This window comes from Microbacterium capsulatum (assembly GCF_030865425.1).
In the GTDB taxonomy this organism is placed as follows: Bacteria; Actinomycetota; Actinomycetes; order Actinomycetales; family Microbacteriaceae; genus Microbacterium; species Microbacterium capsulatum.
Genome location: NZ_JAVFCB010000001.1, coordinates 552,754 through 575,964, shown reverse-complemented (window position 1 = coordinate 575,964; position 23,211 = coordinate 552,754). Strand labels below are relative to the sequence as shown.

Sequence of the window (23,211 nt, the reverse complement as noted above, 5' to 3'; positions counted from 1 at the left end):
GTTCTCGTGCTGGTCGTTCCCGTCCGGCGTAGTGTGATCCGCGTGACGCGGTGACCGCCCTCGCGCGCGCGACCGGCTCGACTCCATGCGGACGGAGGCACGTGACATGTCGAACGCTGCAGCATCGATGGACGGCGCGCCGCGGCGCACGACGGTGGTGATCGTGGGCGGCGGGCCGGCCGGTCTCGTCCTCGGGCTGCTGCTCGCCCGCGCCGGGGTCGCCGTGACCGTGCTCGAGAAGCACGCCGATTTCCTCCGTGACTTCCGCGGTGACACCGTGCACCCGACGACGCTGGCGCTCCTCGACGATCTCGGGCTGTTCGATCGGTTCGACCGGATCCCGCAGTCGCTCATCGGCCGGGTGGCGTTCCCCGGGCAGGACGGCGAGGACGTCGTGCTGGCGGACATCACCCGACTCCCCCTGCGACACCGATATATCGCGATGGTCCCGCAGTGGGACCTGCTCGACCTGCTCGCCGAGGCCGCGGCCGCCGAGCCCGGCTTCACCCTGCTCACCGAGCACGAGGCGACCGGCGTGGTCCGCGGCGGTGGCAGGGTGAACGGCGTCGAGTACTCCTCGCCGGGCGGCACCGGACGGATCCTGGCCGACCTCACGGTCGCCTGCGACGGACGCTGGTCCACCGTCCGCCGCGCCGTCGGGTTCCCCACGCAGGAGTTCCCGATCGGCTTCGACGTGTGGTGGTACCGGGTCGACACGCCCGGCCGGCTCGGCGAATCCCTGCTGCCGCGGATGAAGGGCGGACACGGGGCCATCGCGATCCCGCGCGAGGGGTACGTGCAGATCGCGGCGATCGGGAAGAAGGGCACCGACGCCGAGGTGCGCGCACGCGGCATCGAGGCGTTGCGGTCGCAGACGGCGGAGCTCCTCCCCGAGCTCAAGGACTACGTCGGTTCGATCGCCTCGATGGACGACGTGAAGCACCTCGACGTGCGCCTCGACCGGCTGCGTCGCTGGCACGCGAACGGCGTCCTCTGCATCGGGGATGCCGCGCACGCGATGTCCCCCGTCGGCGGCGTGGGGATCAACCTCGCGGTCCAGGACGCGGTGGCGACCGCGCGGCTGCTCGCCACTCCCCTGCGGAACGGACTCCTCGCCGGACCGCGATCCGGCCGCATCCTGGCTCGGGTGCAACGACGCCGGATGTTCCCGACCATCGTCATCCAGGGCATGCAGCGGCTCCTGCACGCACGGGTCGTGATGCCCGCGCTCGACGGCGCGACGATCCGACCATCGGCCCGGCTCGTGGCCCTCCTCCGGCGTGTCCCGATCCTCACCGCGATCCCCGCGCTGCTCATCGGCGTCGGTCCGCGGCCCGAACGGGCACCCGGGTGGGCGCGTCGCAGACCGTGACGTCGGTCCGCCCGCGCACCGCCATGCCGGAATTCCCGCGGACGGACCGTTCCCCCTCGGGCTGGAGCGTGAGATAACTGAGCTATGCAGATTCCCCGCCCCTCGGAGGACGCCAAGGAGTTCTTCCGATCGATCGTCCCCTTGACGCCCGGCGTCGAGGTCAAGCCCATGTTCGGCAACCTCGGCGCGTTCGTGAACGGCAACATGTTCGCCGGCCTGTTCGGCGACGACATCGGCGTACGGCTGCTCGACGAGGAATCCGTCGCCGAACTCGCCGCGATCCCCGGCACCGGCCCGTTCGGGCCCGCCGAGCGCGCCATGGGCGGCTACACGTCGCTGCCGCGTGACTGGCAGCAGGCGCCGGATCGGGTCTCGGAATGGATCGGGATCGCCCTGGAACAGGTCGGTCGGATGCCCGCCAAGCAGCCCAAGCCGCGGGCGACTCGGAAGAAGGCGTAGACCATGGCATCCACGTTCACCGGCTGGTCGCCGGCCGCGGCCGACTTCTATCGCGGGCTCGAGGCGGACAACTCCAAGGCGTACTGGACCGAGCACCGCCCGGTCTACGACGACGAGGTGCTCGCGCCGATGCAGGCGCTCCTGGCGGACCTCGCCGACGAGTTCGGCGAGGGGAAGATCTTCCGCCCGAACCGCGACATCCGCTTCAGCACGGACAAGTCGCCGTACAAGACGTCGATCAGCGCCATGCTCGGGCAGGGGTACGTCGAGTTCTCCGCGCGCGGGATCGGCGTCGGGGCGGGCTGCCACATGATGGCACCGGATCAGCTCGCCCGGATGCGCTCCGCCGTGGCGGACGACACGACCGGACCGGAGCTCGAGGGGATCCTCGCGACGCTCACCGACGGCGGCATCGATGTCATCGCGCACGAGCGTCTCGCCACCGCGCCCCGCGGCTTCCCGAAGGATCACCCGCGGGCCGACCTGCTGCGCAACAAGGATCTCGCCGCGTGGAAGCAGTGGCCGGCGACGGAGACCTGGCTGCACACGGCAGAGGCCGAATCCCGCATCGTGGACGTGCTCCGCGCCTCCCGCCCGCTCGTGGACTGGCTCGACGAGAACGTCGGAGCCACCACGCTCGAACGCCGGCGCTGATCCCCGCCGTGCGCGTCCCCGGGCATCGGCTGCCCGCCGATCGCCCCTGGGCGATGCCTGCGCTGCGGGTTAGCATCGGGCCATGACGGTGCGCAGGATGGATCATGTCGGCCTCGTCGTGGAGGACCTCGACGCCGCGGTCGCGTTCTTCACAGCCCTCGGCCTCGGTGCGGAGGGACGGACGACCGTCGAAGGCGACTGGGTCGATCGGATCGTCGGGCTGACCGACGTCCGCTCGGACATCGTTATGATGCGCACGCCCGACGGTCGAAGCCGCATCGAGCTCTCGACGTTCCAGAGGCCGGTCGCCGACAGCCCGGCCCCGTGGGCACCCGCGAACGTGCCGGGCATCCCCCGGCTCACGTTCGTCGTCGACGATCTGCAGGACACGATGGACCGCCTGCGCCCCCACGGCGCCGAGCTCGTCGGCGGCATCGCGCAATACCTCGATCTGCTGCTCTACTGCTACGTCCGCGGCCCCGCCGGGGTGATCGTCGGCCTGGTCGAGGAGTTCGGCGCATCCGACCAGGACGCGCGATCAAACTCATAGGACTTCCATAGGCACGCCTTATGGATCCTGCTCCCCCGCCGGGCGGATACTGACGATCATGAGCGAAGCGGACGAGTCGCCGGCGGCGTTGAGCGTACACGACCTGAAGGTCGTCTACGGGAGCCAGGTGGCCGTGGCCGGGATCGCGCTGCGGATCGAGCACGGTGAGATCTTCGGCCTCCTCGGACCCAATGGCGCGGGCAAGACCAGCACCCTCAGTGCGATCGAGGGTCTCGTCGCACCGCGCAGCGGCGAGATCCGGATCAACGGCGTCGACGCCCGCCGGGATCCGGTCTCCGCGAAGGCGCACATGGGCGTGCAGCTGCAGTCGTCGAGCTTCCAGCCGGAGCTGAGCATCGAGCAGATCGCGCGGCTCTTCGGCGGCCTCTACGGGGTGCGGCTCTCCCGCGCGCAGATCTCGGCGCACCTGCGGGAGATCGGTCTCGACCAGGAGTCGGGCAAGCGGTTCAAGCAGCTGTCCGGCGGCCAGCAGCAGCGCCTCGCGCTCTACATCGCCACGATCCACGACCCCACGCTCCTGCTCCTGGACGAACCGACCGCCGGGCTCGATCCGCAGTCGAGACGGGCGCTCTGGCGACGGATCGAGGGGCTGCGCCGCGCCGGAAGCAGCATCCTGCTCACAACGCACTCGATGGAGGAGGCCCAGGCCGTGTGCGACCGGGTCGCGATCATCGACCACGGCGCGGTGCTCACCGTCGGGACCCCGGCGGACCTCATCGCGATGCACCGGGAGGATCCGCGGGTCCTCGAGGTGTCCCACGGGGACGTGACCCTCGAAGACGTCTTCATCGGACTGACGGGAAGTGATATCCGTGACTGAGAGCGTCGCACCCTCGGACGCCCGCATCCTCCGCCCGCCGGTCGGTCTCGCCCTGGCGAGCCTCTTCCGCGCCGACGCGCTCGTGCTGCTGCGCAGCCGCGTCTCGGCGGTGCTGAGCATCCTGCTGCCCGTCGTCATCGTCGTCGTGACCTCGTTCGGCAAGGCGAACAGACTGGGTGGCGGCGCCCAGGTGGTCGGGCTGGCGCTGACCCTGGGACTGGTCACCTCGTGCCTGCTCGGCTACAGCCTGAACCTCGCGCACGACCGGGAGGTGGGAGTGCTGCAGCGGCTGCGGGTGAGCCCGGCCCCGACCTGGACGGTCATGGTCAGCCGGCTGGTCGTGCAGGTGGCCTCGAACATGATCGGCTCGATCATCGTGATCATCGTGGGCGCGATCGTGCACGGGCTGACCCTCGGCGCCGGGCAGTACCTGCTGATGCTCGGGATCGCCGTCCTCGGCGCCGCCGTGTTCCTCTCGCTCGGTCAGGCGCTCGTCGCCCTCGTGCGCACCACCTCCGCGATCAACGCGATCGGGCGGATCCTGTTCATCGTTCTCGTCCTGATCGGGCTGCTGGGCGGCACCGGCATCCTCGGGGACGTCGTGAAGTCGATCTCGGGATGGACGCCGGTCGGCGCCCTGATGAACCTGTTCACGGACGCGGCCGCGGGGACCGGCTGGGCGGATCAGGACACCTACGCGATGATCGCCTGCGTCGGCTACATCGCGGTGTTCTCGTTCCTCGGCATCCGCTGGTTCCGCTGGGACTCGCACTGACGTTGTGACGACAGTGCCGGCGGCGGCGGCTCAGCGCCGCGGCGTCCAGCCGGGTGGGAGCGGACCGCCGCCCAGCGCTCGCTCCTCGTCGGCGGCGAGCGACCAGCCCTGCGCCTCGTCGACGGCGTCGAACCCGCCCCGGGCGACCCGGAACCCGAGATCGTCCTGTGCGGTGCGCGGGTCTCCGCCGCGGCGCACGGACGCGCGCACGCTCCACGCGTCGTCGGCGAAACCGCCGCCGCGGAACACCCGGTACTGCCCGTACCGGGCCGGATCCAGCAGATCCCAGCACCACTCCCAGACGTTGCCGAGCGTGTCGAACAGTCCGTTCAGGTTGGGCAGGCGCTCCCCCACGCGCTGCGGATGCCGAACGCCGTCGGCCGCCGTCCACGCGATCTCGCCGAGCGGTCCGTAATGCGGTGTGGTCGAACCGGCGCGGCAGGCGTACTCCCACTCGGCCTCGGTCGGCAGCCGGAAGCCGTCGGCGGTCACGTCCCAGCGGACCTCCTCGCCGTCGAAACGGTACGCCGGGTCCAGCCCCTCCCACTCCGAGGCGGCGTTGCAGAAGCGGATCGCGCGCTGCCAGGAGACGTCGACGGCGGGGCGGTCGGGGTGCTCCGCGGCGATCCCGAGGAGCTCCGACACCTGCTCCTCGGTGACGGCGAACATGCCGATCTCGAACGCGTCGAGCTGCACCCGCCAGCGCCGCTTCGTCCTCGCGTCGTGCAGGTCCACGGATCCTGCCGGCAGGGCGCGCATCTCGATATCGCTCATCTCACGGAAGTCTAAGAGGCCGGGCCCGGCATCGGAGCATGGCCGACCCGGCGCACCGCGCGGGAAGGGCAGCTGCACCGCGCCCGGGCCTCCGCCCGCGCGATGTCGGCGGCCGGCGATACCCTGCCCGGATGACCCGCGCGATCTACTACACCGCCGCCACGCTCAACGGATTCCTCGCCGACGAGCACGATTCGCTGGCCTGGCTGCTCGACATACCGCAAGAGGAGGCGACGGCCGACATCGCGGACTTCATGTCGGGAATGGGCGTGCTGGTCGAGGGATCCTCGACCTACGAATGGGTGCTGCGGGAGGAGGACCTCCTCGTCCACCCCGGGCGCTGGCAGGCGTTCTACGGCGACCGGCCGACCTTCGTGTTCACCTCCCGCTCGCTGCCGGTCGTTCCCGGCGCCGACATCCGGTTCGTGTCCGGACCCGTCGCCGATCACTGGGACGACATCGTCGCCTCGGCCGGTGGGCGGGACGTCTGGATCGTGGGAGGCGGGGATCTCGCCGGCCAGGTGGCCGACGCCGGGCACCTGGACGAGATCGTCGTGACCATCGCGCCTGCGACCCTCCGTGCCGGCAAGCCGCTGCTTCCCCGCGACCTCGACCACCGTCGTCTCGAGCTGATCGGCGCGCGTCAGGCCGGACCGTTCGCGGAGCTCACCTACCGGCTCGTCCCTCCGAGCGTCGACTGAGGGCGTGGGACGGATCAGCGGGTCGCCGGCTCCCGGGGCGCACGACCCGGCGTCGGCGTCAGCCGCGATATCGGGATCCGTGTTCCTTCCCTCCGCTCGACGCCGGTGCTCAGGCGGGTTCCGGTTCCCGCGGGGCGAGCTCGATCCAGTCGGCGTACTTCGGCGGGCGCCCGTCCCCCGAGGAGCGGCCGGTCACCCGGCGGCGGATCCACGGCCCGACATGGCGGCGGTAGTACGCGCCGGTGCCGAGGCGCTCCTGTTCGGGCAGCGAGTCGGCGTGCCACCATGACGCGGGTGCGCCGACGCCGACGGCGTCCAGCACCCGGGCTGCGACGCGGTGGTGGCCGTTCGCGTTCATGTGCAGCCGGTCCTCCGACCAGTACGCCGCGTCGCTGAGCTCCGCATCCGGCCAGTTCAGCGCCCGCAGGACGTCCGGGCGGTCCTGGATCCGGCGCAGCACGGCCGCGGACAGCTCGTCGCCGCGGCGCTGGATGAGCGCGCTCAGCGGCAGCCGCGCCGACGGATTCGCGCCGGACAGCACGATCAGGGTGGTCCCGGTCTCGTCGCAGCGGCGCAGTACGCGGGTGAAGGCGTCGGCAATGTGCTCGATGTCGGCCTTCGGACGCAGCATGTCGTTGCCGCCCGCGTTGAAGGACAGGTGCGTGGGATTCAGCGCCAGCGCGGGCTCGAGCTGCTCCTCGACGACCGGCCAGGCGAGCCGGCCGCGGATGGCGAGGTTCGCGTACGAGATCGGTGCACCGAGTGCGTCGGCCCAGCCCTGCGCGGCGATGTCGGCCCAGCCGCGTACCCGGCCGTCCGGCAGTTCGTCTCCGACGCCCTCGCTGAACGAGTCTCCGATGGCGACGAAACGGACGGCAGTCATCCTCCCAGCCTACGATGCGCCCCGCGACCGGGCGTCCCGCGCATCGCTCGGCGACGACCGTTCCGCGGGGTGGCTCAGTCGTCGGCGAGCATCGCCCGCACGCGCGGAATCACCTCGGTGCCGTACAGCTCGATGCTGCGCATCATCGCCTCGTGCGGCATGGTCCCGGTGGCGTACTTGAGCTCGAACCGGCCGATCCCGAGCGTGCGCACCGTGTCGACGATCTTGCGCGCGACCCGGTCCGGGGATCCGCTGTACACGGCGCCCTCCGGGCCGACGTCGTTCTGGAACCGCGCGCGGCTGTAGGCGGGCCAGCCGCGCTCCCGGCCGATCGTGTTGTTCATCGCGGCCATCCCCTCGTAGACGGCGTCCCAGGCCTCGTCGTCGGTGTCGCCGACGTGCCCGGGCGAGTGCACCGAGATCGGGTGCACGGTCGTGCCGAAGGCGGCGGTGGAGCGGTGATACAGGTCGACGAACGGCTTGAACCGGCCGGCGGGGCCGCCGATGATGGCGAGCGTGAGGCCGAGGCCGTAGCGCGCGACGCGCACGACCGACTCGGGCGATCCGCCGACTCCGACCCAGGTGCGCAGGCCGTTCTCCGTCTTCGGGAAGACGTCCGCGTTCTCCAGCGGGGCGCGGACCGTGCCCTGCCACGTGACCGGCTCCTCCTTCAGCAGCTCGACGAAGAGCTCGAGCTTCTCCTCGAAGAGACGGTCGTAGTCGCGCAGGTCGTAGCCGAACAGCGGGAACGACTCGGTGAACGAACCGCGGCCGAGGACGACCTCGGCGCGCCCGTTCGAGAGGGCGTCGAGCGTCGCGAAGCGCTCGTAGACCCGCACCGGGTCGTCGGAGGAGAGCACGGTGACGGCGGTGCCGAGGTGCAGCCGCTTCGTGCGGGAGGCGATCGCCGCGAGCACCATCTCCGGGCTGGACACGGCGAACTCGTGGCGATGGTGCTCCCCCACCCCGAAGTAGTCGACGCCGACCTCGTCGGCCCGGACCGCCTGCTCCACGATGTTGCGGATCGTCTCCGCCCCGGTGAGCGGTTCGCCGTCGGCGCCCTTGCTGACGTCGCCGAACGTTCCCAGTCCGAACTCGATGTCCATCCCGACCTCTTTCCTATTCAGCTGAATGGAACCGGGCGATGAGCGGGAGCATTCCCGCCCATCGCCCGGAATCTCGGGACGATGTCAGCCGAGGAACACCGAGCGCAGCGTGTCCAGTCCGACGCCGCCCATGTCGAGTGCGCGCTTGTGGAACGCCTTGATGTCGAACGCCGCGCCCTCGCGGGCCTTCACAGCGTCGCGGACCTGCTCCCAGATCCGCTGGCCGACCTTGTACGACGGCGCCTGACCCGGCCAGCCGAGGTAGCGGTTGACCTCGAAGCGGCGGAACTCGTCGGACATGTTCACGTTGCGGCGCATCATGTCGAGCGCGTAGTCGTGGTCCCAGACGCCCTCGCCGTCCAGGCGCGGCTTACCCAGGTGCACGCCGATGTCGAGCACGACGCGCAGCGCGCGCATGCGCTGCCCGTCGAGCATGCCGAGGCGGTCGGCCGGGTCGTCCAGGTAGCCGAGCTGCTCCATCAGCCGCTCCGCGTACAGGGCCCAGCCCTCGGCGTGGCCCGATGTGCCGGCGAGAACGCGCCGCCAGGTGTTCAGCTCGGCGCGGTTGTAGGTCGCCTGCGCGATCTGCAGGTGATGCCCGGGAACGCCCTCGTGGTAGACGGTCGTCAGCTCGCGCCAGGTGTCGAACTCGGTGACGCCCTCCGGCACCGACCACCACATCCGACCGGGGCGGGAGAAGTCGTCGGTCGGGCCGGTGTAGTAGATCCCGCCCTCCTGCGTGGGCGCGATCATGCACTCCAGGGTGCGGATCTTCTCCGGGATGTCGAAGTGCGTGGCGCCGAGCTCGGAGATCGCGCGGTCGCTGGTCTCCTGCATCCAGCGCTGCAGCGCGTCGGTGCCGTGCAGCTTCCGGGCGGGGTCCGCCTCGAGGTGCGCGACGGCCTCCTCGACCGTGGCGCCGGGGAGGATCTCGTTCGCGATCGCGGTCTGCTCGGCGACCATCCGGGCGAGCTCCTCGCGGCCCCACTCGTAGGTCTCGTCCAGATCGATCGTGGCGCCGAGGAATCGGCGCGAGTTGAGCCCGTAGAGCTCCCGGCCGACCGCATCCTGCTCCCCCGCGGCAGGGGCCAGGGTGGTGGTGAGGAAGGACCGCAGCTCGTCGTAGGCGACGCGGGCGGCGGCCGAGCGGTCGGCGAGCTCGCGCGCGAGGCTGGCCGGCAGGGAGCCCTGCTCCGGCGCCGCCTCCGCGACGAACGACGCGAAGAAGCCCTCGTCCGCGGTGTACCGGGCGATCTGCGTGGCCACCTCGATGACCTGACGCCGGGCGGGTACGACGCCCTTCGCGCTGCCCTCCCGGAGGGTCGCGGTGTAGCCCTGGAGCGCGGCGGGCACCGCGCCGAGCCGTTCGGCGATCACGGCCCAGTCCTCGGCGGTGCCGGTCGGCATGAGGTCGAAGGCCTGGCGCACGTCCTGCGCGGCCGAGGCGATCACGTTGAGGTCGCGCAGATGCCACTGCGCGTCGTGCAGCTCGAGCGACAGACGCAGTTCGGAGGAGAGATCGGTCTGCGTGACCCGGTCGATCTCGTCCGCGGGCTCGAGCGCCTCGAGCTCGGCCAGGGCGCGCCGGGTCTCGGCCACGGCGTGCTCGTGACCCTCCGGGCTGAGGTCGTCCAGCCGGCCGTTGACCTCGTTGCGGCCGATGTACGTGCCGAGGATCGGCGACAGCTGGGTGAGGGTGTCGACCCAGCCCTCGGCGAGCTGGTCGATGGCGGAGGGCGTGCGCTTCGTGGGCTGCTCTGCGGTCATCCTCAGAGCCTAACCGGCAGGACCGCCCGGCCGGTAAGCACCGGCCGGGTCGGAAATCGCCGGATCCCCTGTCAGAGCCGGCTGTTCAATGCGCCGCCTCGTTCCAGTCCGCGCCCTGGCCGACCTGCACGTCCAGCGGCACGGACAGATCGGCCGCTCCCCCCATCCGGTCGCGCACGATCCGCTCCGTCGCGTCCCACTCCCCCGGAGCCACCTCGACCACGAGCTCGTCGTGGATCTGCAGCAGCACGCGCGACGTGAGGCCCTGCGCGAGCAGGTCTTCGTGGATGCGGAACAGAGCGATCTTCATGATGTCGGCCGCACTGCCCTGGATCGGCGCGTTGAGCGCCGCCCGCTCGGCGTTCTCGCGCAGCACCCGATTGGGGCTGGCGAGGTCGGGGAACGGACGCCGGCGGCCGAAGATCGTCTCGGTGTAGCCGACCTCCCTGGCCGCGATCACCGACGCCCGCAGGTAGTCGCGCACGGCGCCGAACCGGGCGAAGTACTCCACCATGAGGTGCTTCGCCTCGGACTGCTCGATCCGCAGCTGCTTGGACAGGCCGAAGGCGCTGAGGCCGTAGACGAGGCCGTACGACATCGCCTTGACCTTGGTGCGCATGGCCGAGGTGACCTCGGACGGCTCGACGCCGAACACGCGCGCGCCGACGAAGCGGTGCAGGTCCTCGCCCGAGTTGAACGCCTCGATGAGGCCTTCGTCGCCGGACAGGTGCGCCATGATCCGCATCTCGATCTGCGAGTAGTCCGCCGTGAGCAGCGTCTCGTAGCCCTCGCCGACCTGGAAGGCGCTGCGGATCCGCCGCGACTCCTCGGTCCGGACCGGGATGTTCTGCAGGTTCGGGTCGGTGCTGCTGAGGCGCCCGGTCTGGCTGCCGGTCTGCACGTAGGTGGTGTGCACGCGGTGGTCCGGACGGATCGCCGTGTCGAGCGACTCGATGATCTGCCGCAGCTTCGTGGCCTCGCGGTGCTGCGAGAGCAGTTCGAGGAACGGGTGCGGATTCTTCTCCTGGATGTCCGCGAGCGAGGCGGCATCCGTCGAGTACCCGGTCTTCGTCTTGCGCGTCTTCGGCAGGTCGAGCTCCTCGAAGAGCACCTCCTGCAGCTGCTTCGGCGAGCCGAGGTTCACCTCACGGCCGATGACCGAGTAGGACTCCTCCGCGATCCCGTTCGCGCGCTCGCCCAGCTCCTGGGAGAAGCCGGACAGGATGTCGTGCGAGACGGCGACGCCCGCGAGCTCCATGTCGGCGAGGGCGACGAGCGTGGGCAGCTCGATCTCGCGGAGCACGCGGTCCACGCTCTCGGGCACCTCGCCGCGCAGCGCCGCCGTCACCCGGGTGGTGAACCAGGCCAGCTGGGCGGGCGTGGCGCCCTCGGTCTCCGGCACGAGCTGGCTCGGATCCGCCTCGGGCAGCTTCTCCCCGAGGTAGCGGTCGACGAGGTCGGCGAGGGACTTGTCCGGGTAGCTCGGGCGCAGCAGCCATCCGGCGAGGTTGCTGTCGTAGGCGAGGCCGTTCAGGCGCACGCCGGCGGTGTGCAGCGCCTTCACCTGGGGCTTCGCGTCGTGCAGGATCTTCGGCGCGTCAGAGCTCAGCCAGTCCGCGATCGCGGCCTGCGCCGCCGGGTCCCAGGTCAGCTCGACGAGGTCGTCGCCGTGCGCCAGGCCGATCCGCTGCGGGAGGCCGGCTGCGACCGTGATCTCGACGGCGACCTCGCCGGTCGCCTTCGCCAGCCACGCGGCGACGTCCGCGGCGCCGATCTCGGCGGCGTCCGGCAGGGCGACCGTGGCCGCGGCGTCCTCGGCCGGCGCATCCTCGCCGGTCGCCTCGAACACGCGCGGCAGGAGCGTGCGGAACTCCAGGCGGGCGAAGATGTCGCGCACGCCCTGGGCGTCGATCGGCCGGACGGCCAGGTCGGCCGGGCCCAGGGGAAGCTCGACGTCCTGCAGGAGCCGGTTCAGGCGGCGGTTGCGGCGCACGTCGTCGATGTGGTCGCGGAGGTTGCCGCCGACGACGCCCTTGATCTCTCCGGAGCGCTCGAGCAGCTCGTCGAGCGTGCCGAACTGGGTGAGCCACTTCACCGCGGTCTTCTCGCCGACCTTCGGCACACCGGGCAGGTTGTCGCTGGTCTCGCCGACCAGCGCCGCGATGTCGGGGTACTGCTCGGGGCGGACGCCGTATCGCTCCTGCACGGCGATGGGGTCGTACCGCTTCAGCTGCGACACGCCCTGCACGGACGGGTAGAGGAGGGTGACCTCGTCGTTCACGAGCTGGATCGTGTCGCGGTCGCCGGAGACGACGAGGACGTCGTAGCCCTGCGCGGATCCCTGTGCGGCGAGGGTCGCGAGGATGTCGTCGGCCTCGATCCCCTCCTTGGTCAGCACGGGGACGGACATCGCGGCCAGGCAGTCCTGCAGCAGCGGGATCTGCCCGCGGAACTCGTTCGGCGTCTCCGAGCGGGTGGCCTTGTACTCCGGGTACTCGTCCGTGCGGAACGAGTGCCGGGAGGTGTCGAACGCGACCGCGAGATGCGTTGGCTGCTCGGCCTTGATCAGGTTCACGAACATGGACAGGAACCCGTAGATCGCGTTCGTGTGCTGGTTGTCCTTGGTCGTGAAGTTCTCGACCGGGAGGGCGAAGAAGGCCCGGTACGCGAGCGAGTGGCCGTCGACGACCATGAGGGTAGGCTTTGCGGAGTCCGTCACGACTCCAGCCTAACGAGCGCCACGGACATCGATTCGAGGAGGACCCGCGTGACCGAGCCCCTGCAGACGACCCCGGGCCTGGACTGGGCCGCCGAACGCGGCATGGGCGCGCTCGCGGAGAAGATGGGGCTGCGCTGGGTCGAGTTCTCGGTCGAGCGGTGCGTCGCGACGATGCCGGTCGCGGGCAACACGCAGCCGGTGGGTCTCATGCACGGCGGGGCATATGTCGTGCTGGGCGAGTCGCTCGGCTCGATGGCTGCGAACCTGCACGCCGGGCACGGCCGTCTCGCCGTCGGCGTGGACATCAACGCCACGCACACCCGCTCGGCCACGGCCGGCACCGTCACGGGCGTGTGCACCCCGGTGCATCTCGGCCGCAGCATCACCGTGCACGAGATCGTCGTGAGCGACGATCAGGGCCGGCGCTGCTCCACGATCCGGATCACGAACATGATCAAGGACGTGCCGGAGCCGGACTGACCGGCGCTCCGATCGCGGCGGCATCCTCCAGGAGGAGCTGGAACAGCAGGTGGTCCTGCCACTCCCCCGCGATCCGCAGGTAGCGCTCGGCGCGGCCGATCTCGGTGAAGCCGACCGCGCGCAGCACGCGCTGCGACGCCTCGTTGTGCAGCAGCGTCGCCGCCTGCACCCGATGCAGGCCGAGGTCGTCACGGGCGAGCGCGCAGACCGTGGCGACGGCGCGGCGCATGATCCCGCGCCCGGCGAGGTCGGCGTCGATCCAGTAGCCGAGGTGCCCGCTCCAGAACGCGCCGCGGACGATGTCGCTGAGATTCACCCGGCCGACGATCCGCTCGCGCTGGTCCGTCAGGACGTACGGGGCGGAACGACCGTCGGCGGCGTCCTGCAGCGTGCGGGCGACCATCTCGTCCTGCCGGGCAGGCGTGAAGTAGTCCTCCGAGCGGAGCGGCTCCCACGGCGCGAGGTGCGCGCGATTGCGCGCATAGCCGTCCGCGAGGCCGATACCGTCGCCCGCCAGCAGCGGACGCAGGAGGATCCCGTCGCCGAGATCCCCCAGAGGTTTCGTCTCGCTGCGCTCGCTCAACCTGATCCGGGCCGCATCAACGTCGCTGCGCGACATTGATCCGCTCCCGCCTCATTTCTTGGGGGCGAGCTGCTCGATGATCGCCTTCGCGACGTCCTGCATGGTCAGGCGGCGGTCCATCGATGCCTTCTGGATCCAGCGGAACGCCTCGGGCTCGCTCAGGCCCATCTTCTCGTTGAGCAGGCCCTTGGCCCGGTCCACGAGCTTGCGGGTCTCGAAGCGCTCGACCATGTCGGCGACCTCGGCCTCGAGCGTGATGATCTGCTCGTGCCGGGCGAGGGCGATCTCGATCGCGGGGAGCAGGTCGTTCGGCGTGAACGGCTTGACGACGTAGGCCAGGGCACCGGCCTCGGTCGCGCGCTCGACGAGCTCCTTCTGGCTGAATGCCGTGAGCAGCACGACGGGGGCGATGTTGCCCTTGTGCAGCTTCTCGGCGGCGCTGATGCCGTCCAGCTGGGGCATCTTCACGTCCATGATGACCAGATCGGGGCGCAGTTCGGTGGCCAGCTGCACCGCGGTCTCGCCGTCTCCGGCCTCGCCGACGACGTCGAATCCGTTGTCGCGGAGGATCTCGACGATGTCGAGGCGGATCAGAGATTCGTCCTCGGCGACGACGACGCGTCGCGGAGCGGACGAGGCGGGCTGCTCAGGCTGCTGCTCTTCGGTCACGGATCCATCCTATCGGTGGGAGCTCTGTGTACTGGTGCCGGCGGTGGGACTCGAACCCACACGTCCTCTCGGACAAAGCATTTTGAGTGCTCCGCGTCTGCCATTCCGCCACGCCGGCCCGGATCGACTGTACCGTACCGGGCCCGGCGCCCCGGGACGCGAGGAGGGGCCGGCTCCCGCGGGAACCGGCCCCTCCTCGGACGCCCTTACTTGCCGGCCTGGTAGGCCGGGGCGGCACCGCTCGCGGCGTCGCCCACCCGGTGGATGCGGAGGTCGTTCGTGGATCCGATGATCCCGGGAGGGGATCCGGAGATCACGACGACCTTGTCGCCGGGCTGGGCCAGGCCGGAGCCGAGCAGGTGCTCGTCGACCTGGTGGAACATCATGTCGGTGTGCGCGACCATGTCGACGAGGGTCGTGCGCACGCCCCAGCTCACGGCGAGCCGGCGGCGGATGCCGGGGTCGGGCGTGTACGCCAGCATCGGGATGCTGGAGCGCAGCCGGGACAGACGGCGGGCGGAGTCTCCGGACTGCGTGAACACGCACAGGTACTTCGCGTCGACGAACTCGGCGACCTCGAGGGCCGCGAGCGTGATCGCGCCGCCCTGCGTGCGCGGCTTCGCGGTGAGCGGGTGGATCCGCTCCAGGCCGTGGTCCTCGGTGGACTCGATGATCCGGGCCATGGTCTCCACGACCACGACCGGGTACTCGCCGACGCTGGTCTCGCCGGACAGCATGACCGCGTCGGCGCCGTCGAGCACCGCGTTCGCGACGTCGGAGGTCTCGGCGCGGGTCGGCACGGGGCTCGAGATCATCGACTCGAGCATCTGCGTCGCGACGATGACCGGCTTGGCCATGCGGCGGGCGAGCTCGACGGCGTGCTTCTGCACGATCGGCACCGCCTCCAGCGGCAGCTCGACGCCCAGGTCGCCGCGGGCGACCATGATGCCGTCGAACGCGTCGACGATCTCCTCGAGGTTGTCGACCGCCTGCGGCTTCTCGATCTTGGCGATGACGGGGATCTTGACGCCCTCTTCGGCCATGATCTCGTGCACGCGGGAGACGTCCTCCGCGTTGCGGACGAACGACAGCGCGATCAGGTCGGCGCCGGTGCGCAGACCCCAGCGCAGGTCGTCCTCGTCCTTCTCGCTCAGCGCGGGCACGCTGACGGCGACGCCGGGCAGGTTGATGCCCTTGTTGTTCGACACGGTGCCGGCGACGATCACGCGGGTGGTGACCACGGTGCCGTCGGTGTCGATCACCTCGACGCGGACCTTGCCGTCGTCGATGAGGAGGAAGTCACCGGGCTTGACGTCCTGCGGCAGGCCCTTGAAGGTGGTGCCGCAGATGTCCTTCGTGCCGAGGATGTCCTCGGTGGTGATCTTGAAGATGTCGCCGACCGCGAGGTCGTGCGGTCCGTCCGCGAAGCGGCCGAGACGGATCTTCGGGCCCTGCAGGTCGACGAGGACCGCGACGGCGCGGCCGGAGTCCTCCGCCGCGCGGCGGACGTTCGCGTAGTTGTTCTCGTGCACCGAGTAGTCGCCGTGGCTGAGGTTCAGGCGGGCGACGTCCACACCGGCGTCGATGATGGCCCGGACGGTCTCATACGTCGAGGTGGCGGGGCCGAGGGTGGCTACGATTTTGGCGCGTCTCAAATGCGTTCTCCGGGTTTCGTAGGGGGGATGGATGAAGGGCCTCGTTGCCGGGCCCAGCCTACGCGGGCTGGAGTCCGATCGCGACATCCGACGGGCGCACCGGCGCCGGCAGGACGGTCTGGCCCATGAGGTGACGGTCGACGGCGGCGGCCGCGGCACGGCCCTCCGCGATCGCCCACACGATGAGCGACTGACCGCGACCCGCGTCGCCCGCCACGAACACGCCGGGGACGGTGGAGGTGTAGTCCTCGTCCCGGCGGAACACGCCGCGGTCGGTGCGCTGCGGGGCCTCGGCGCCGAACGTCTCGTACTCGGGACCGACGAAGCCCATCGCGATGAGCACCAGATCCGCGGGGATCTCGCGCTCGGTGCCGCTGCGGGGCACGCGACGGCCGTCCACGAACTCGGTCTCGGCGACGCGCAGGGCGCGCACCTCCCCCGCATCGTTGCTGAGGAACTCGACGGTCGATGCCAGGTACTGACGCTCCCCGCCCTCCTCGTGCGCCGAGGACACCTCGAACACGGTCGGCATCATCGGCCAGGGCTGGTGCTCCGGGCGTCCCGCAGAGGGCTGGCGCCCGATCGCCAGGTTGGTGACGCTGAGCGCGCCCTGGCGGTGCGCGGTGCCGATGCAGTCCGCACCGGTGTCGCCGCCGCCGATCACGATCACGTGCTTGCCGTGCGCGGTGATCTGGTTCGCGACCGGGTCGCCGGCCGTGACGCGGTTCGACTCCACGAGGTACTCCATCGCGAAGTGCACGCCGTCGAGGTCGCGCCCCGGGATCGCCAGGTCGCGCGGGAGCGTGGATCCGGTCGCGATGAGGACCGCGTCGTACCGGGCGCGCAGGTCGTCCCAGCTGATGTCCGTGCCGATGTCCACGCCGGCGCGGAACCGGGTCCCTTCCTCCTGCATCTGGCGCAGGCGCGCGTCCAGGTGCGACTTCTCCATCTTGAAGTCCGGGATGCCGTAGCGGAGCAGGCCGCCGATGCGGTCGTCGCGCTCGAACACGGCGACCGTGTGGCCGGCGCGGGTGAGCTGCTGCGCGGCGGCGAGGCCGGCGGGGCCGGATCCGACCACCGCGACGGTCTTGCCGGTGAGGCGGGCCGGCGGCTGGGCCTCGACCCAGCCGGACGCGAACGCCTCGTCGACGATCGAGACCTCGATCTGCTTGATGGTCACGGCCGGCTGGTTGATGCCGAGCACGCAGGCGCTCTCGCAGGGAGCGGGGCACAGCCGCCCGGTGAACTCCGGGAAGTTGTTCGTGGCGTGCAGCCGCTCGCTCGCGGCACGGCCCTCGCCACGCCAGGTGAGGTCGTTCCACTCCGGGATGAGGTTGCCGAGCGGGCAGCCCTGGTGGCAGAACGGCACGCCGCAGTCCATGCAGCGGCTGGCCTGGCGGCGGAGCACGGCCGAGTCGCCGGGCTCGTACACCTCCTTCCAGTCCATGATGCGGACCGGAACGGGCCGGCGGGCGGGGAGCTCGCGCTCCGTCACGGTCAGAAAGCCCTTGGGATCAGCCACCGGTCACCTCCAGGATGCGGGTCCAGACAACGGAGCCGTCGGGGTCGATCCCCTCGGCCTCGGCCTCCGCGCGGGTCCGCAGCACCGCTGCGTAGTCCCTCGGGAGGATCTTCGTGAAGGACGTGGCGAAGCCCTCGTCCTCGAGGATCGACGCGGCGAGCGTCGATCCGGTCCGCGCCACGTGCTGCACGAGCAGCTCCCGCAGTTCCTGGGCGTCCACCTCGTCCAGCGGCAGCAGCTCCAGCTCGCCGGAGCGCAGCGAGACCGGGTTCAGGCGCTCGGTGTGCAGGTGGCGGATGTATGCGATGCCGCCCGACATGCCCGCCCCGAGGTTGCGGCCGGTGTCGCCGAGGATCACCGCGATTCCGCCGGTCATGTACTCGAGCGCGTGGTCGCCCACGCCCTCGACGACCGCGGTCGCGCCGGAGTTGCGGACCAGGAAGCGCTCGCCCACCACACCGGAGATGTGGATCGTGCCGCTCGTCGCACCGTAGCCGATCACGTTGCCGGCGATCACGTTGCGATGCGGCTCGAAGGTCGCGTCGCGGTGCGCGCGGATCGAGATCTCGCCGCCGGAGAGGCCCTTGCCGACGTAGTCGTTGGCGTCGCCCTCGAGCCGGATCGAGATGCCCCGGGGCAGGAACGCACCCAGCGACTGACCCGCCGTGCCGTGCAGGGCGATGTCGATCGTGCCGTCGGGCAGACCGTCGGCGCCGTGACGTGCGGTCACCGCGTGGCCGAGCATCGTGCCGACCGCGCGCTCCGTGTTGCGGATCGCGAGATCGAACGAGATCGGGGTCCCCTGGGCGATCGCCTCGGCGGCCTCCGCGAGCAGCGGGGCGTCGAAGTGCTTCTCCAGCTCGTGGTCCTGCGCGCGGCCGCTGCGGCGGGGCTCGTCGGCGGGGAACGCCGGGCCCTCGAGCACCGGCGCCAGGTCGAGGCCGTCGGCCTTCCAGTGCCGGATCGCGGCGTCGACACGGAGCAGATCCGCCCGTCCCACGATCTCGTCCAGGCTCCGGAAGCCGAGCGCGGCGAGCAGCTCGCGCACCTCCTCCGCGATGAACTCCATGAAGTTCACGACGAACTCGGGCTTGCCCGTGAAGCGCTCGCGCAGCAGCGGATTCTGCGTCGCGACGCCGACCGGGCAGGTGTCCAGGTGGCAGACGCGCATGAGGATGCAGCCGCTGACCACGAGCGGGGCCGTGGCGAAGCCGAACTCCTCCGCGCCCAGCAGCGCGCCGACGACCACGTCGCGTCCGGTCTTCAGCTGGCCGTCGACCTGCACCACGACGCGGTCGCGCATGCCGTTCAGCATGAGCGTCTGCTGGGTCTCGGCGAGGCCGAGCTCCCACGGGGTGCCGGCGTGCTTGAGCGAGTTCAGCGGGCTCGCGCCCGTGCCGCCGTCGTGGCCGGAGACGAGCACGACGTCGCTGAGCGCCTTCGCCACACCCGCCGCGACCGCGCCGATGCCCGACTGGCTCACCAGCTTGGTGTGGATCCGGGCGTCCGGGTTGGCGCGCTTCAGGTCGAAGATCAGCTGCTTGAGGTCCTCGATGGAGTAGATGTCGTGGTGCGGCGGCGGCGAGATGAGGCCGACGCCGGGCGTCGCGTGCCGGGTGCGCGCGATCCACGGGTACACCTTCTGCGGCGGCAGCTGACCGCCCTCACCGGGCTTGGCGCCCTGGGCGAGCTTGATCTGGATGTCGTCCGCCTGGGTGAGGTACTGGCTCGTCACCCCGAAGCGGCCCGACGCGACCTGCTTGATCGCGCTGCGGCGCTCCGGGTCGACGAGACGGTCCGGGTCCTCGCCGCCCTCGCCCGTGTTCGACTTGCCGCCGAGGCGGTTCATCGCGATCGCGAGCGTCTCGTGCGCCTCCTGGGAGATGGATCCGTAGCTCATCGCGCCGGTGGAGAACCGCTTCACGATCGACGACACCGGTTCGACCTCGTCGATCGGCACCGGCGGCCGCTCCCCCGTGCGCAGCTCGAACAGGCCGCGGAGGGTCTTCAGCTCCTTCGCCTGGTCGTCCACGAGCTTCGTGTACTCGCGGAAGATGTCGTAGCGGCGGGTGCGGGTCGCGTGCTGCAGCCGGAACACGGTGTCCGGGCTGAACAGGTGCGGGGCGCCGTCGCGGCGCCACTGGTACTCGCCGCCGGTCCACAGCCGCTCGTGCGCGCGGGCGGCGGCGTCCTCCGGGTAGGCGAAGTCGTGCCGCGCCTGGTTCTCCGCGAACACGTCCTCGATGCCGATGCCGCCGAGCTTGGTCTCGGTGCCGGTGAAGAACGCGTCGACGAACTCCTGGCTGAGACCGATCGCCTCGAACACCTGCGCGCCGGCGTACGAGCCGACGGTCGAGATGCCCATCTTCGACATGATCTTGAGCACGCCCTTGCCGAGCGCGTAGATGACGTTGCGGACCGCCTTCTCCGGCGTGATGCCGGTGATGTAGCCCGTGCGCACCAGGTGCTCCACGGTCTCCATCGCGAGGTACGGGTTGACCGCGGAGGCGCCGTAGCCGATCAGGGTGGCCACGTGGTGCACCTCGCGCACGTCGCCGGCCTCGACGATCAGGCCGACCTTCATCCTGTCCTCGCGGCGGATCAGGTGGTGGTGCACCGCCGACAGCATCAGCAGCGACGGGATCGGGACGAGGTCCTTGTTCGAGTCGCGGTCGCTGAGGATGATCAGCTCGGCGCCGGCCTCGATGGCCGCGTCGACCTCGGCGCACATCTCCTCGAGCCGCTCGGCGAGCGCGTGGGGTCCGGCATCGAAGTGGTACAGGCCCTTGATCGTCGCGCTCGAGCGGTCCGGCAGCATCCGGTCGATGTGGCGGAGCTTTGCGAGCTCGTCGTTGTCGATGACCGGGAAGTCGAGCACGATCGTGCGGGCGTGCGCGGGACCCCAGTCGAGCAGGTTGCGCTCCGGGCCGAGGCCGAGGGCGAGGCTCGTGACGACCTCTTCGCGGATCGCGTCGAGCGGCGGGTTGGTGACCTGCGCGAACTGCTGCACGAAGTAGTCGAAGAGCAGCCGCGGGCGCTCGGAGAGCACGGCGATCGGCGTGTCGCTGCCCATCGCGCCGAGCGGCTCGGCGCCGGTCTGCCCCATCGGGGTGAGCAGGATCCGCACCTCCTCCTCGGTGTAGCCGAAGGTGCGCTGGCGACGGGTGATCGATGCCGGCGGGTGCACGATGTGCTCGCGCTCGGGCAGATCGGCGAGGCGCACGCGGCCCTCGTCCAGCCACCGCTGCCACGGCTGCAGGGCGGCGAGGTCGCGCTTGACCTCCTCGTCCTCGACGATGCGGCGCTGCGCGGTGTCGACGACGAACATCGTGCCGGGCTGCAGGCGGCCGCGGCGCTTGATCCGCTCCGGGGCGAACTCGAGCACGCCGGTCTCGCTGCCGATCACGACGAGGCCGTCGGTGGTCTCGGTCCAGCGCCCAGGACGCAGTCCGTTGCGGTCGAGGGTCGCGCCGACGACCGTGCCGTCGGTGAAGATGAGGGCGGCGGGGCCGTCCCACGGCTCCATCTGGTTCGCATGGTACTCGTAGAACGCGCGGAGGTCGGGGTCCAGGTCGGACTGGCTCTCCCAGGCCGCGGGCACCATCATCATGACGGCGTGCGGCAGGCTGCGGCCGGTCAGCGTGAGCAGCTCCAGCACCTCGTCGAAGGAAGCGGAGTCGCTCGCGCCGTCGGTGCAGATCGGCAGCAGCGGGCGGATGTCGCCGAGCAGCTCCGACTCGAGCTGGGACTGACGGGCGCGCATCCAGTTGCGGTTGCCACCGACCGTGTTGATCTCGCCGTTGTGCGCGAGCATGCGCAGCGGCTGGGCGAGCGGCCAGGACGGGAACGTGTTCGTGGAGTACCGGGAGTGCACGACGGCGAGCTCGGAGGCGAACCGCTCGTCCTGCAGATCCGGGTAGAACGGCTCCAGCTGCAGCGTGGTGACCATGCCCTTGTACCCGAGCGTGCGGGCGGACAGGGAGACGAAGTAGGCGCCGAGCTCGTGGCCGGCGCGCTTGCGCAGCCGGTACGCGAGCCGGTCCAGCGCGATGCCGGAAAGGGCCTCGGTGACGGATCCGTCGGCGGCGACGCCGGCCGGACGGGAGACGAACAGCTGCTCGAACGCGGGGCGGGCCTCGTCGGCGAGCTTGCCGAGGTGCTGGTTCGCGGTGGGGACCTCGCGCCAGCCGAGGACGGTGATGCCCTCTTCGGCGGCGATCCGCTCGATCCCGGCCTTCTGGGTCCGGCGGCTGCGCGAGTCGAGCGGCAGGAAGGCGAGACCGGCGGCGTACTCGCCGACCGGGGGCAGCGTGAAGCCGACCACCGCGCGCAGGAACGCGTCCGGCATCTGCGTCAGGATGCCGGCGCCGTCGCCGGTTCCCGCGTCGGATCCGATGGCGCCGCGGTGCTCCAGGTTGCGCAGCGCCTCGAGGGCGAGCGCGATGATGTCGTGGCCGGGCTCCCCGCGGAGCGTCGCGACCATGGCCAGGCCGCAGGCATCCTTCTCGAACGCGGGGTTGTACATCCCCTGCTTCGGGGGGTAGGCGCCGGAGGCACCGTAGGGAGGCTGGAAGTACACCAGTCACCGTCCTCTGAATTCAGATGAACCCGGGGACGACGTCGGCCCGCTCGTTCAGTGCGTTGGGTACCCGGGTGCGATGGTTCGCCAGGGTGGGGGGCACCTGTCGGTGCTCCTCCTCAGTCGCGGTCGGCGGCGCTCGTGGCGGTCGCTCCTGAGGAGATCTCTTCGACCTGAGGCTCGCTCAGATCGACGTAATCGTCGGGGTTGTGCGATTCTACAACAGCCTTCTTCGGCTGTCGTCCCGGCTGGTACGGCGACGGCTCGATACCGGGGTGCCGGCGGGTCTGCACGATGAGGATCACGATGCCGAGCACGACGCCCGCGAGGGCCGCCCAGACGTTCGTGCGCAGGCCGAAGTAGATCTCGCTCGGGTCGATCCGGATCGACTCCCACACGGCGCGTCCGGAGCCGTACCAGATCAGGTAGACGGCGAACAGCTTGCCCCATTGCAGGCGCAGCTTCCGGCCCAGCCAGAGCAGGAACAGGCAGCCGAGGGAGTTCCAGATCACCTCGTAGAGGAACGTCGGCTGGAACAGCGTCCCCGGGGCGAGGCCGGCCGGGAAGGCCGCGTTCGACGACTCGATCTGCAGACCCCAGGGCCAGTCGGTGGGCAGGCCGAACAGCTCGTGGTTGAACCAGTTGCCGAAGCGGCCGAAGGCCTGCGCGAGGATGAGGCCGGGGGCGAGCGCGTCCGCGAACACGGAGAAGCGCAGGCCGGTCCAGCGGCAGCCGAGCCAGGCGCCGATGCCGCCGCCGATGAGGGCGCCGAAGATGGCGATGCCACCCTCCCAGATCGCCCAGACCGAACCGGGCTCGAACGGGTTCCAGGTGTTCTTGCCCGGGCCGAAGTAGAACCCGGGGTGGGTGAGCACGTGGAAGATGCGCGCGGCGATGATCGCGAGCGGCACGGCGATGATGCAGATGTCCACGACGATCCAGCGCTCCGCCCCGCGCTTGGTCAGTCGGCTGTTGGTCAGGAACGTCGCGGCGATGATCCCCGCGATGATGCACAGCGCGTAGTAGTGGATCGTGAACGGCCCGAGCGGGAAGGAGCTGCTCGGCGGGCTCGGGATGCTGGCGTGCACGCCGATGAGGGCGTCGTGGAGCGCGAGGGGCATG

General features: G+C 70.7%; 19 protein-coding genes and 1 tRNA gene. 8 read left to right on the top strand and 12 right to left on the bottom strand.

What is annotated here, in order from left to right; translation table 11 throughout:
• Nucleotides 1–106 precede the first annotated feature (106 nt).
• The 6 genes from RBR11_RS02735 (at nt 107) to RBR11_RS02710 (ending at nt 4,651) form a co-directional block, all read left to right on the top strand.
• A complete protein-coding gene (locus RBR11_RS02735; protein ID WP_308487749.1) occupies nt 107–1,372 on the top strand; it encodes an FAD-dependent oxidoreductase in 1,266 nt (421 codons plus the stop codon).
• Nucleotides 1,373–1,456: 84 nt separating this feature from the next.
• A complete protein-coding gene (locus RBR11_RS02730; RefSeq protein WP_308487748.1) occupies nt 1,457–1,831 on the top strand; it encodes a TfoX/Sxy family protein in 375 nt (124 codons plus the stop codon).
• A 3-nt stretch (nt 1,832–1,834) separates the two neighbouring features.
• Nucleotides 1,835–2,485, top strand: coding sequence for a DUF2461 domain-containing protein (locus tag RBR11_RS02725; RefSeq protein ID WP_308487747.1), 651 nt, complete (start codon nt 1,835–1,837; stop codon nt 2,483–2,485).
• 82 nt (nt 2,486–2,567) lie between these two features.
• Nucleotides 2,568–3,035, top strand: coding sequence for a VOC family protein (locus RBR11_RS02720; RefSeq protein ID WP_308487746.1), 468 nt, complete (start codon nt 2,568–2,570; stop codon nt 3,033–3,035).
• A gap of 58 nt (nt 3,036–3,093) precedes the next feature.
• Nucleotides 3,094–3,876: an ABC transporter ATP-binding protein gene (locus RBR11_RS02715; protein WP_308487745.1), complete on the top strand. Its 783-nt coding sequence runs from the start codon at nt 3,094–3,096 to the stop codon at nt 3,874–3,876.
• Nucleotides 3,869–4,651, top strand: coding sequence for an ABC transporter permease (locus RBR11_RS02710; RefSeq protein WP_308487744.1), 783 nt, complete (start codon nt 3,869–3,871; stop codon nt 4,649–4,651). The genes RBR11_RS02715 and RBR11_RS02710 overlap by 8 nt, the downstream gene beginning before the upstream one ends.
• Nucleotides 4,652–4,681: 30 nt before the next feature.
• On the opposite strand, the gene RBR11_RS02705 is transcribed toward RBR11_RS02710, so the two are convergent.
• Nucleotides 4,682–5,425 carry a formylglycine-generating enzyme family protein gene (locus RBR11_RS02705; RefSeq protein ID WP_308487743.1) on the bottom strand — a complete coding sequence of 248 codons (744 nt, stop codon included), beginning with the start codon at nt 5,423–5,425 and terminating at the stop codon, nt 4,682–4,684.
• 131 nt (nt 5,426–5,556) lie between these two features.
• Here RBR11_RS02705 and RBR11_RS02700 point away from each other — a divergent pair, with 131 nt between their 5' ends.
• On the top strand, nt 5,557–6,126 hold the full coding sequence (locus tag RBR11_RS02700) for a dihydrofolate reductase family protein (RefSeq protein ID WP_308487742.1): 570 nt from the start codon (nt 5,557–5,559) through the stop codon (nt 6,124–6,126).
• A gap of 109 nt (nt 6,127–6,235) precedes the next feature.
• Here RBR11_RS02700 and RBR11_RS02695 read toward each other — a convergent pair whose 3' ends face one another.
• The 4 genes from RBR11_RS02695 to polA form a co-directional block, all read right to left on the bottom strand.
• Nucleotides 6,236–7,009, bottom strand: coding sequence for an SGNH/GDSL hydrolase family protein (locus tag RBR11_RS02695; protein ID WP_308487741.1), 774 nt, complete (start codon nt 7,007–7,009; stop codon nt 6,236–6,238).
• Nucleotides 7,010–7,083: 74 nt separating this feature from the next.
• Nucleotides 7,084–8,115: an LLM class flavin-dependent oxidoreductase gene (locus tag RBR11_RS02690; RefSeq protein WP_308487740.1), complete on the bottom strand. Its 1,032-nt coding sequence runs from the start codon at nt 8,113–8,115 to the stop codon at nt 7,084–7,086.
• 84 nt (nt 8,116–8,199) lie between these two features.
• Entirely contained in the window at nt 8,200–9,882 is a 1,683-nt protein-coding gene (locus tag RBR11_RS02685) for a DUF885 domain-containing protein (RefSeq protein ID WP_308487738.1), read from the bottom strand.
• Between the two features lie 85 nt (nt 9,883–9,967).
• Entirely contained in the window at nt 9,968–12,601 is a 2,634-nt protein-coding gene (polA, locus tag RBR11_RS02680) for a DNA polymerase I (protein WP_308487737.1), read from the bottom strand.
• Between the two features lie 102 nt (nt 12,602–12,703).
• On the opposite strand from polA, the gene RBR11_RS02675 reads away from it, so the two are divergent.
• Nucleotides 12,704–13,081, top strand: a complete 378-nt coding sequence (locus RBR11_RS02675; RefSeq protein ID WP_308487802.1) for a hotdog fold thioesterase — start codon at nt 12,704–12,706, stop codon at nt 13,079–13,081.
• On the opposite strand, the gene RBR11_RS02670 is transcribed toward RBR11_RS02675, so the two are convergent.
• The 7 genes from RBR11_RS02670 to lgt form a co-directional block, all read right to left on the bottom strand.
• Complete coding sequence (locus RBR11_RS02670) at nt 13,056–13,700, bottom strand: GNAT family N-acetyltransferase (RefSeq protein ID WP_308487736.1); 645 nt, start codon at nt 13,698–13,700, stop codon at nt 13,056–13,058. The genes RBR11_RS02675 and RBR11_RS02670 overlap by 26 nt on opposite strands.
• Nucleotides 13,701–13,715: 15 nt before the next feature.
• On the bottom strand, nt 13,716–14,333 hold the full coding sequence (locus tag RBR11_RS02665) for an ANTAR domain-containing response regulator (RefSeq protein WP_308487735.1): 618 nt from the start codon (nt 14,331–14,333) through the stop codon (nt 13,716–13,718).
• A gap of 32 nt (nt 14,334–14,365) precedes the next feature.
• Nucleotides 14,366–14,451: transfer RNA gene (locus RBR11_RS02660), tRNA-Leu, on the bottom strand.
• An 88-nt stretch (nt 14,452–14,539) separates the two neighbouring features.
• The gene (gene pyk / locus RBR11_RS02655; protein ID WP_308487734.1) at nt 14,540–15,988 is read right to left on the bottom strand and encodes a pyruvate kinase; all 1,449 of its coding nucleotides are present in this window, start codon (nt 15,986–15,988) and stop codon (nt 14,540–14,542) included.
• 58 nt (nt 15,989–16,046) lie between these two features.
• Nucleotides 16,047–17,510, bottom strand: coding sequence for a glutamate synthase subunit beta (locus RBR11_RS02650; RefSeq protein ID WP_308487733.1), 1,464 nt, complete (start codon nt 17,508–17,510; stop codon nt 16,047–16,049).
• Complete coding sequence (gene gltB, locus RBR11_RS02645) at nt 17,503–22,035, bottom strand: glutamate synthase large subunit (RefSeq protein WP_308487801.1); 4,533 nt, start codon at nt 22,033–22,035, stop codon at nt 17,503–17,505. Before gltB ends, RBR11_RS02650 begins: the two co-directional genes overlap by 8 nt.
• Before the next feature lie 173 nt (nt 22,036–22,208).
• Complete coding sequence (gene lgt / locus RBR11_RS02640; RefSeq protein WP_308487732.1) at nt 22,209–23,210, bottom strand: prolipoprotein diacylglyceryl transferase; 1,002 nt, start codon at nt 23,208–23,210, stop codon at nt 22,209–22,211.
• Nucleotide 23,211: the final 1 nt, after the last annotated feature.

Excerpts from the sequence above, each read along its gene's own strand:
- RBR11_RS02675 (WP_308487802.1), top strand. The coding sequence starts at position 12,704 with ATGGGCGCGCTCGCGGAGAAGATGGGGCTGCGCTGGGTCGAGTTCTCG.
- RBR11_RS02720 (WP_308487746.1), top strand. The coding sequence starts at position 2,568 with ATGACGGTGCGCAGGATGGATCATGTCGGCCTCGTCGTGGAGGACCTC.
- RBR11_RS02725 (WP_308487747.1), top strand. The coding sequence starts at position 1,835 with ATGGCATCCACGTTCACCGGCTGGTCGCCGGCCGCGGCCGACTTCTAT.
- RBR11_RS02670 (WP_308487736.1), bottom strand. The coding sequence starts at position 13,700 with ATGTCGCGCAGCGACGTTGATGCGGCCCGGATCAGGTTGAGCGAGCGC.
- RBR11_RS02685 (WP_308487738.1), bottom strand. The coding sequence starts at position 9,882 with ATGACCGCAGAGCAGCCCACGAAGCGCACGCCCTCCGCCATCGACCAG.
- RBR11_RS02705 (WP_308487743.1), bottom strand. The coding sequence starts at position 5,425 with ATGAGCGATATCGAGATGCGCGCCCTGCCGGCAGGATCCGTGGACCTG.
- RBR11_RS02715 (WP_308487745.1), top strand. The coding sequence starts at position 3,094 with ATGAGCGAAGCGGACGAGTCGCCGGCGGCGTTGAGCGTACACGACCTG.
- gltB (WP_308487801.1), bottom strand. The coding sequence starts at position 22,035 with ATGTACAACCCCGCGTTCGAGAAGGATGCCTGCGGCCTGGCCATGGTC.
- lgt (WP_308487732.1), bottom strand. The coding sequence starts at position 23,210 with ATGCCCCTCGCGCTCCACGACGCCCTCATCGGCGTGCACGCCAGCATC.
- RBR11_RS02690 (WP_308487740.1), bottom strand. The coding sequence starts at position 8,115 with ATGGACATCGAGTTCGGACTGGGAACGTTCGGCGACGTCAGCAAGGGC.
- RBR11_RS02730 (WP_308487748.1), top strand. The coding sequence starts at position 1,457 with ATGCAGATTCCCCGCCCCTCGGAGGACGCCAAGGAGTTCTTCCGATCG.
- RBR11_RS02695 (WP_308487741.1), bottom strand. The coding sequence starts at position 7,009 with ATGACTGCCGTCCGTTTCGTCGCCATCGGAGACTCGTTCAGCGAGGGC.
- RBR11_RS02700 (WP_308487742.1), top strand. The coding sequence starts at position 5,557 with ATGACCCGCGCGATCTACTACACCGCCGCCACGCTCAACGGATTCCTC.
- RBR11_RS02735 (WP_308487749.1), top strand. The coding sequence starts at position 107 with ATGTCGAACGCTGCAGCATCGATGGACGGCGCGCCGCGGCGCACGACG.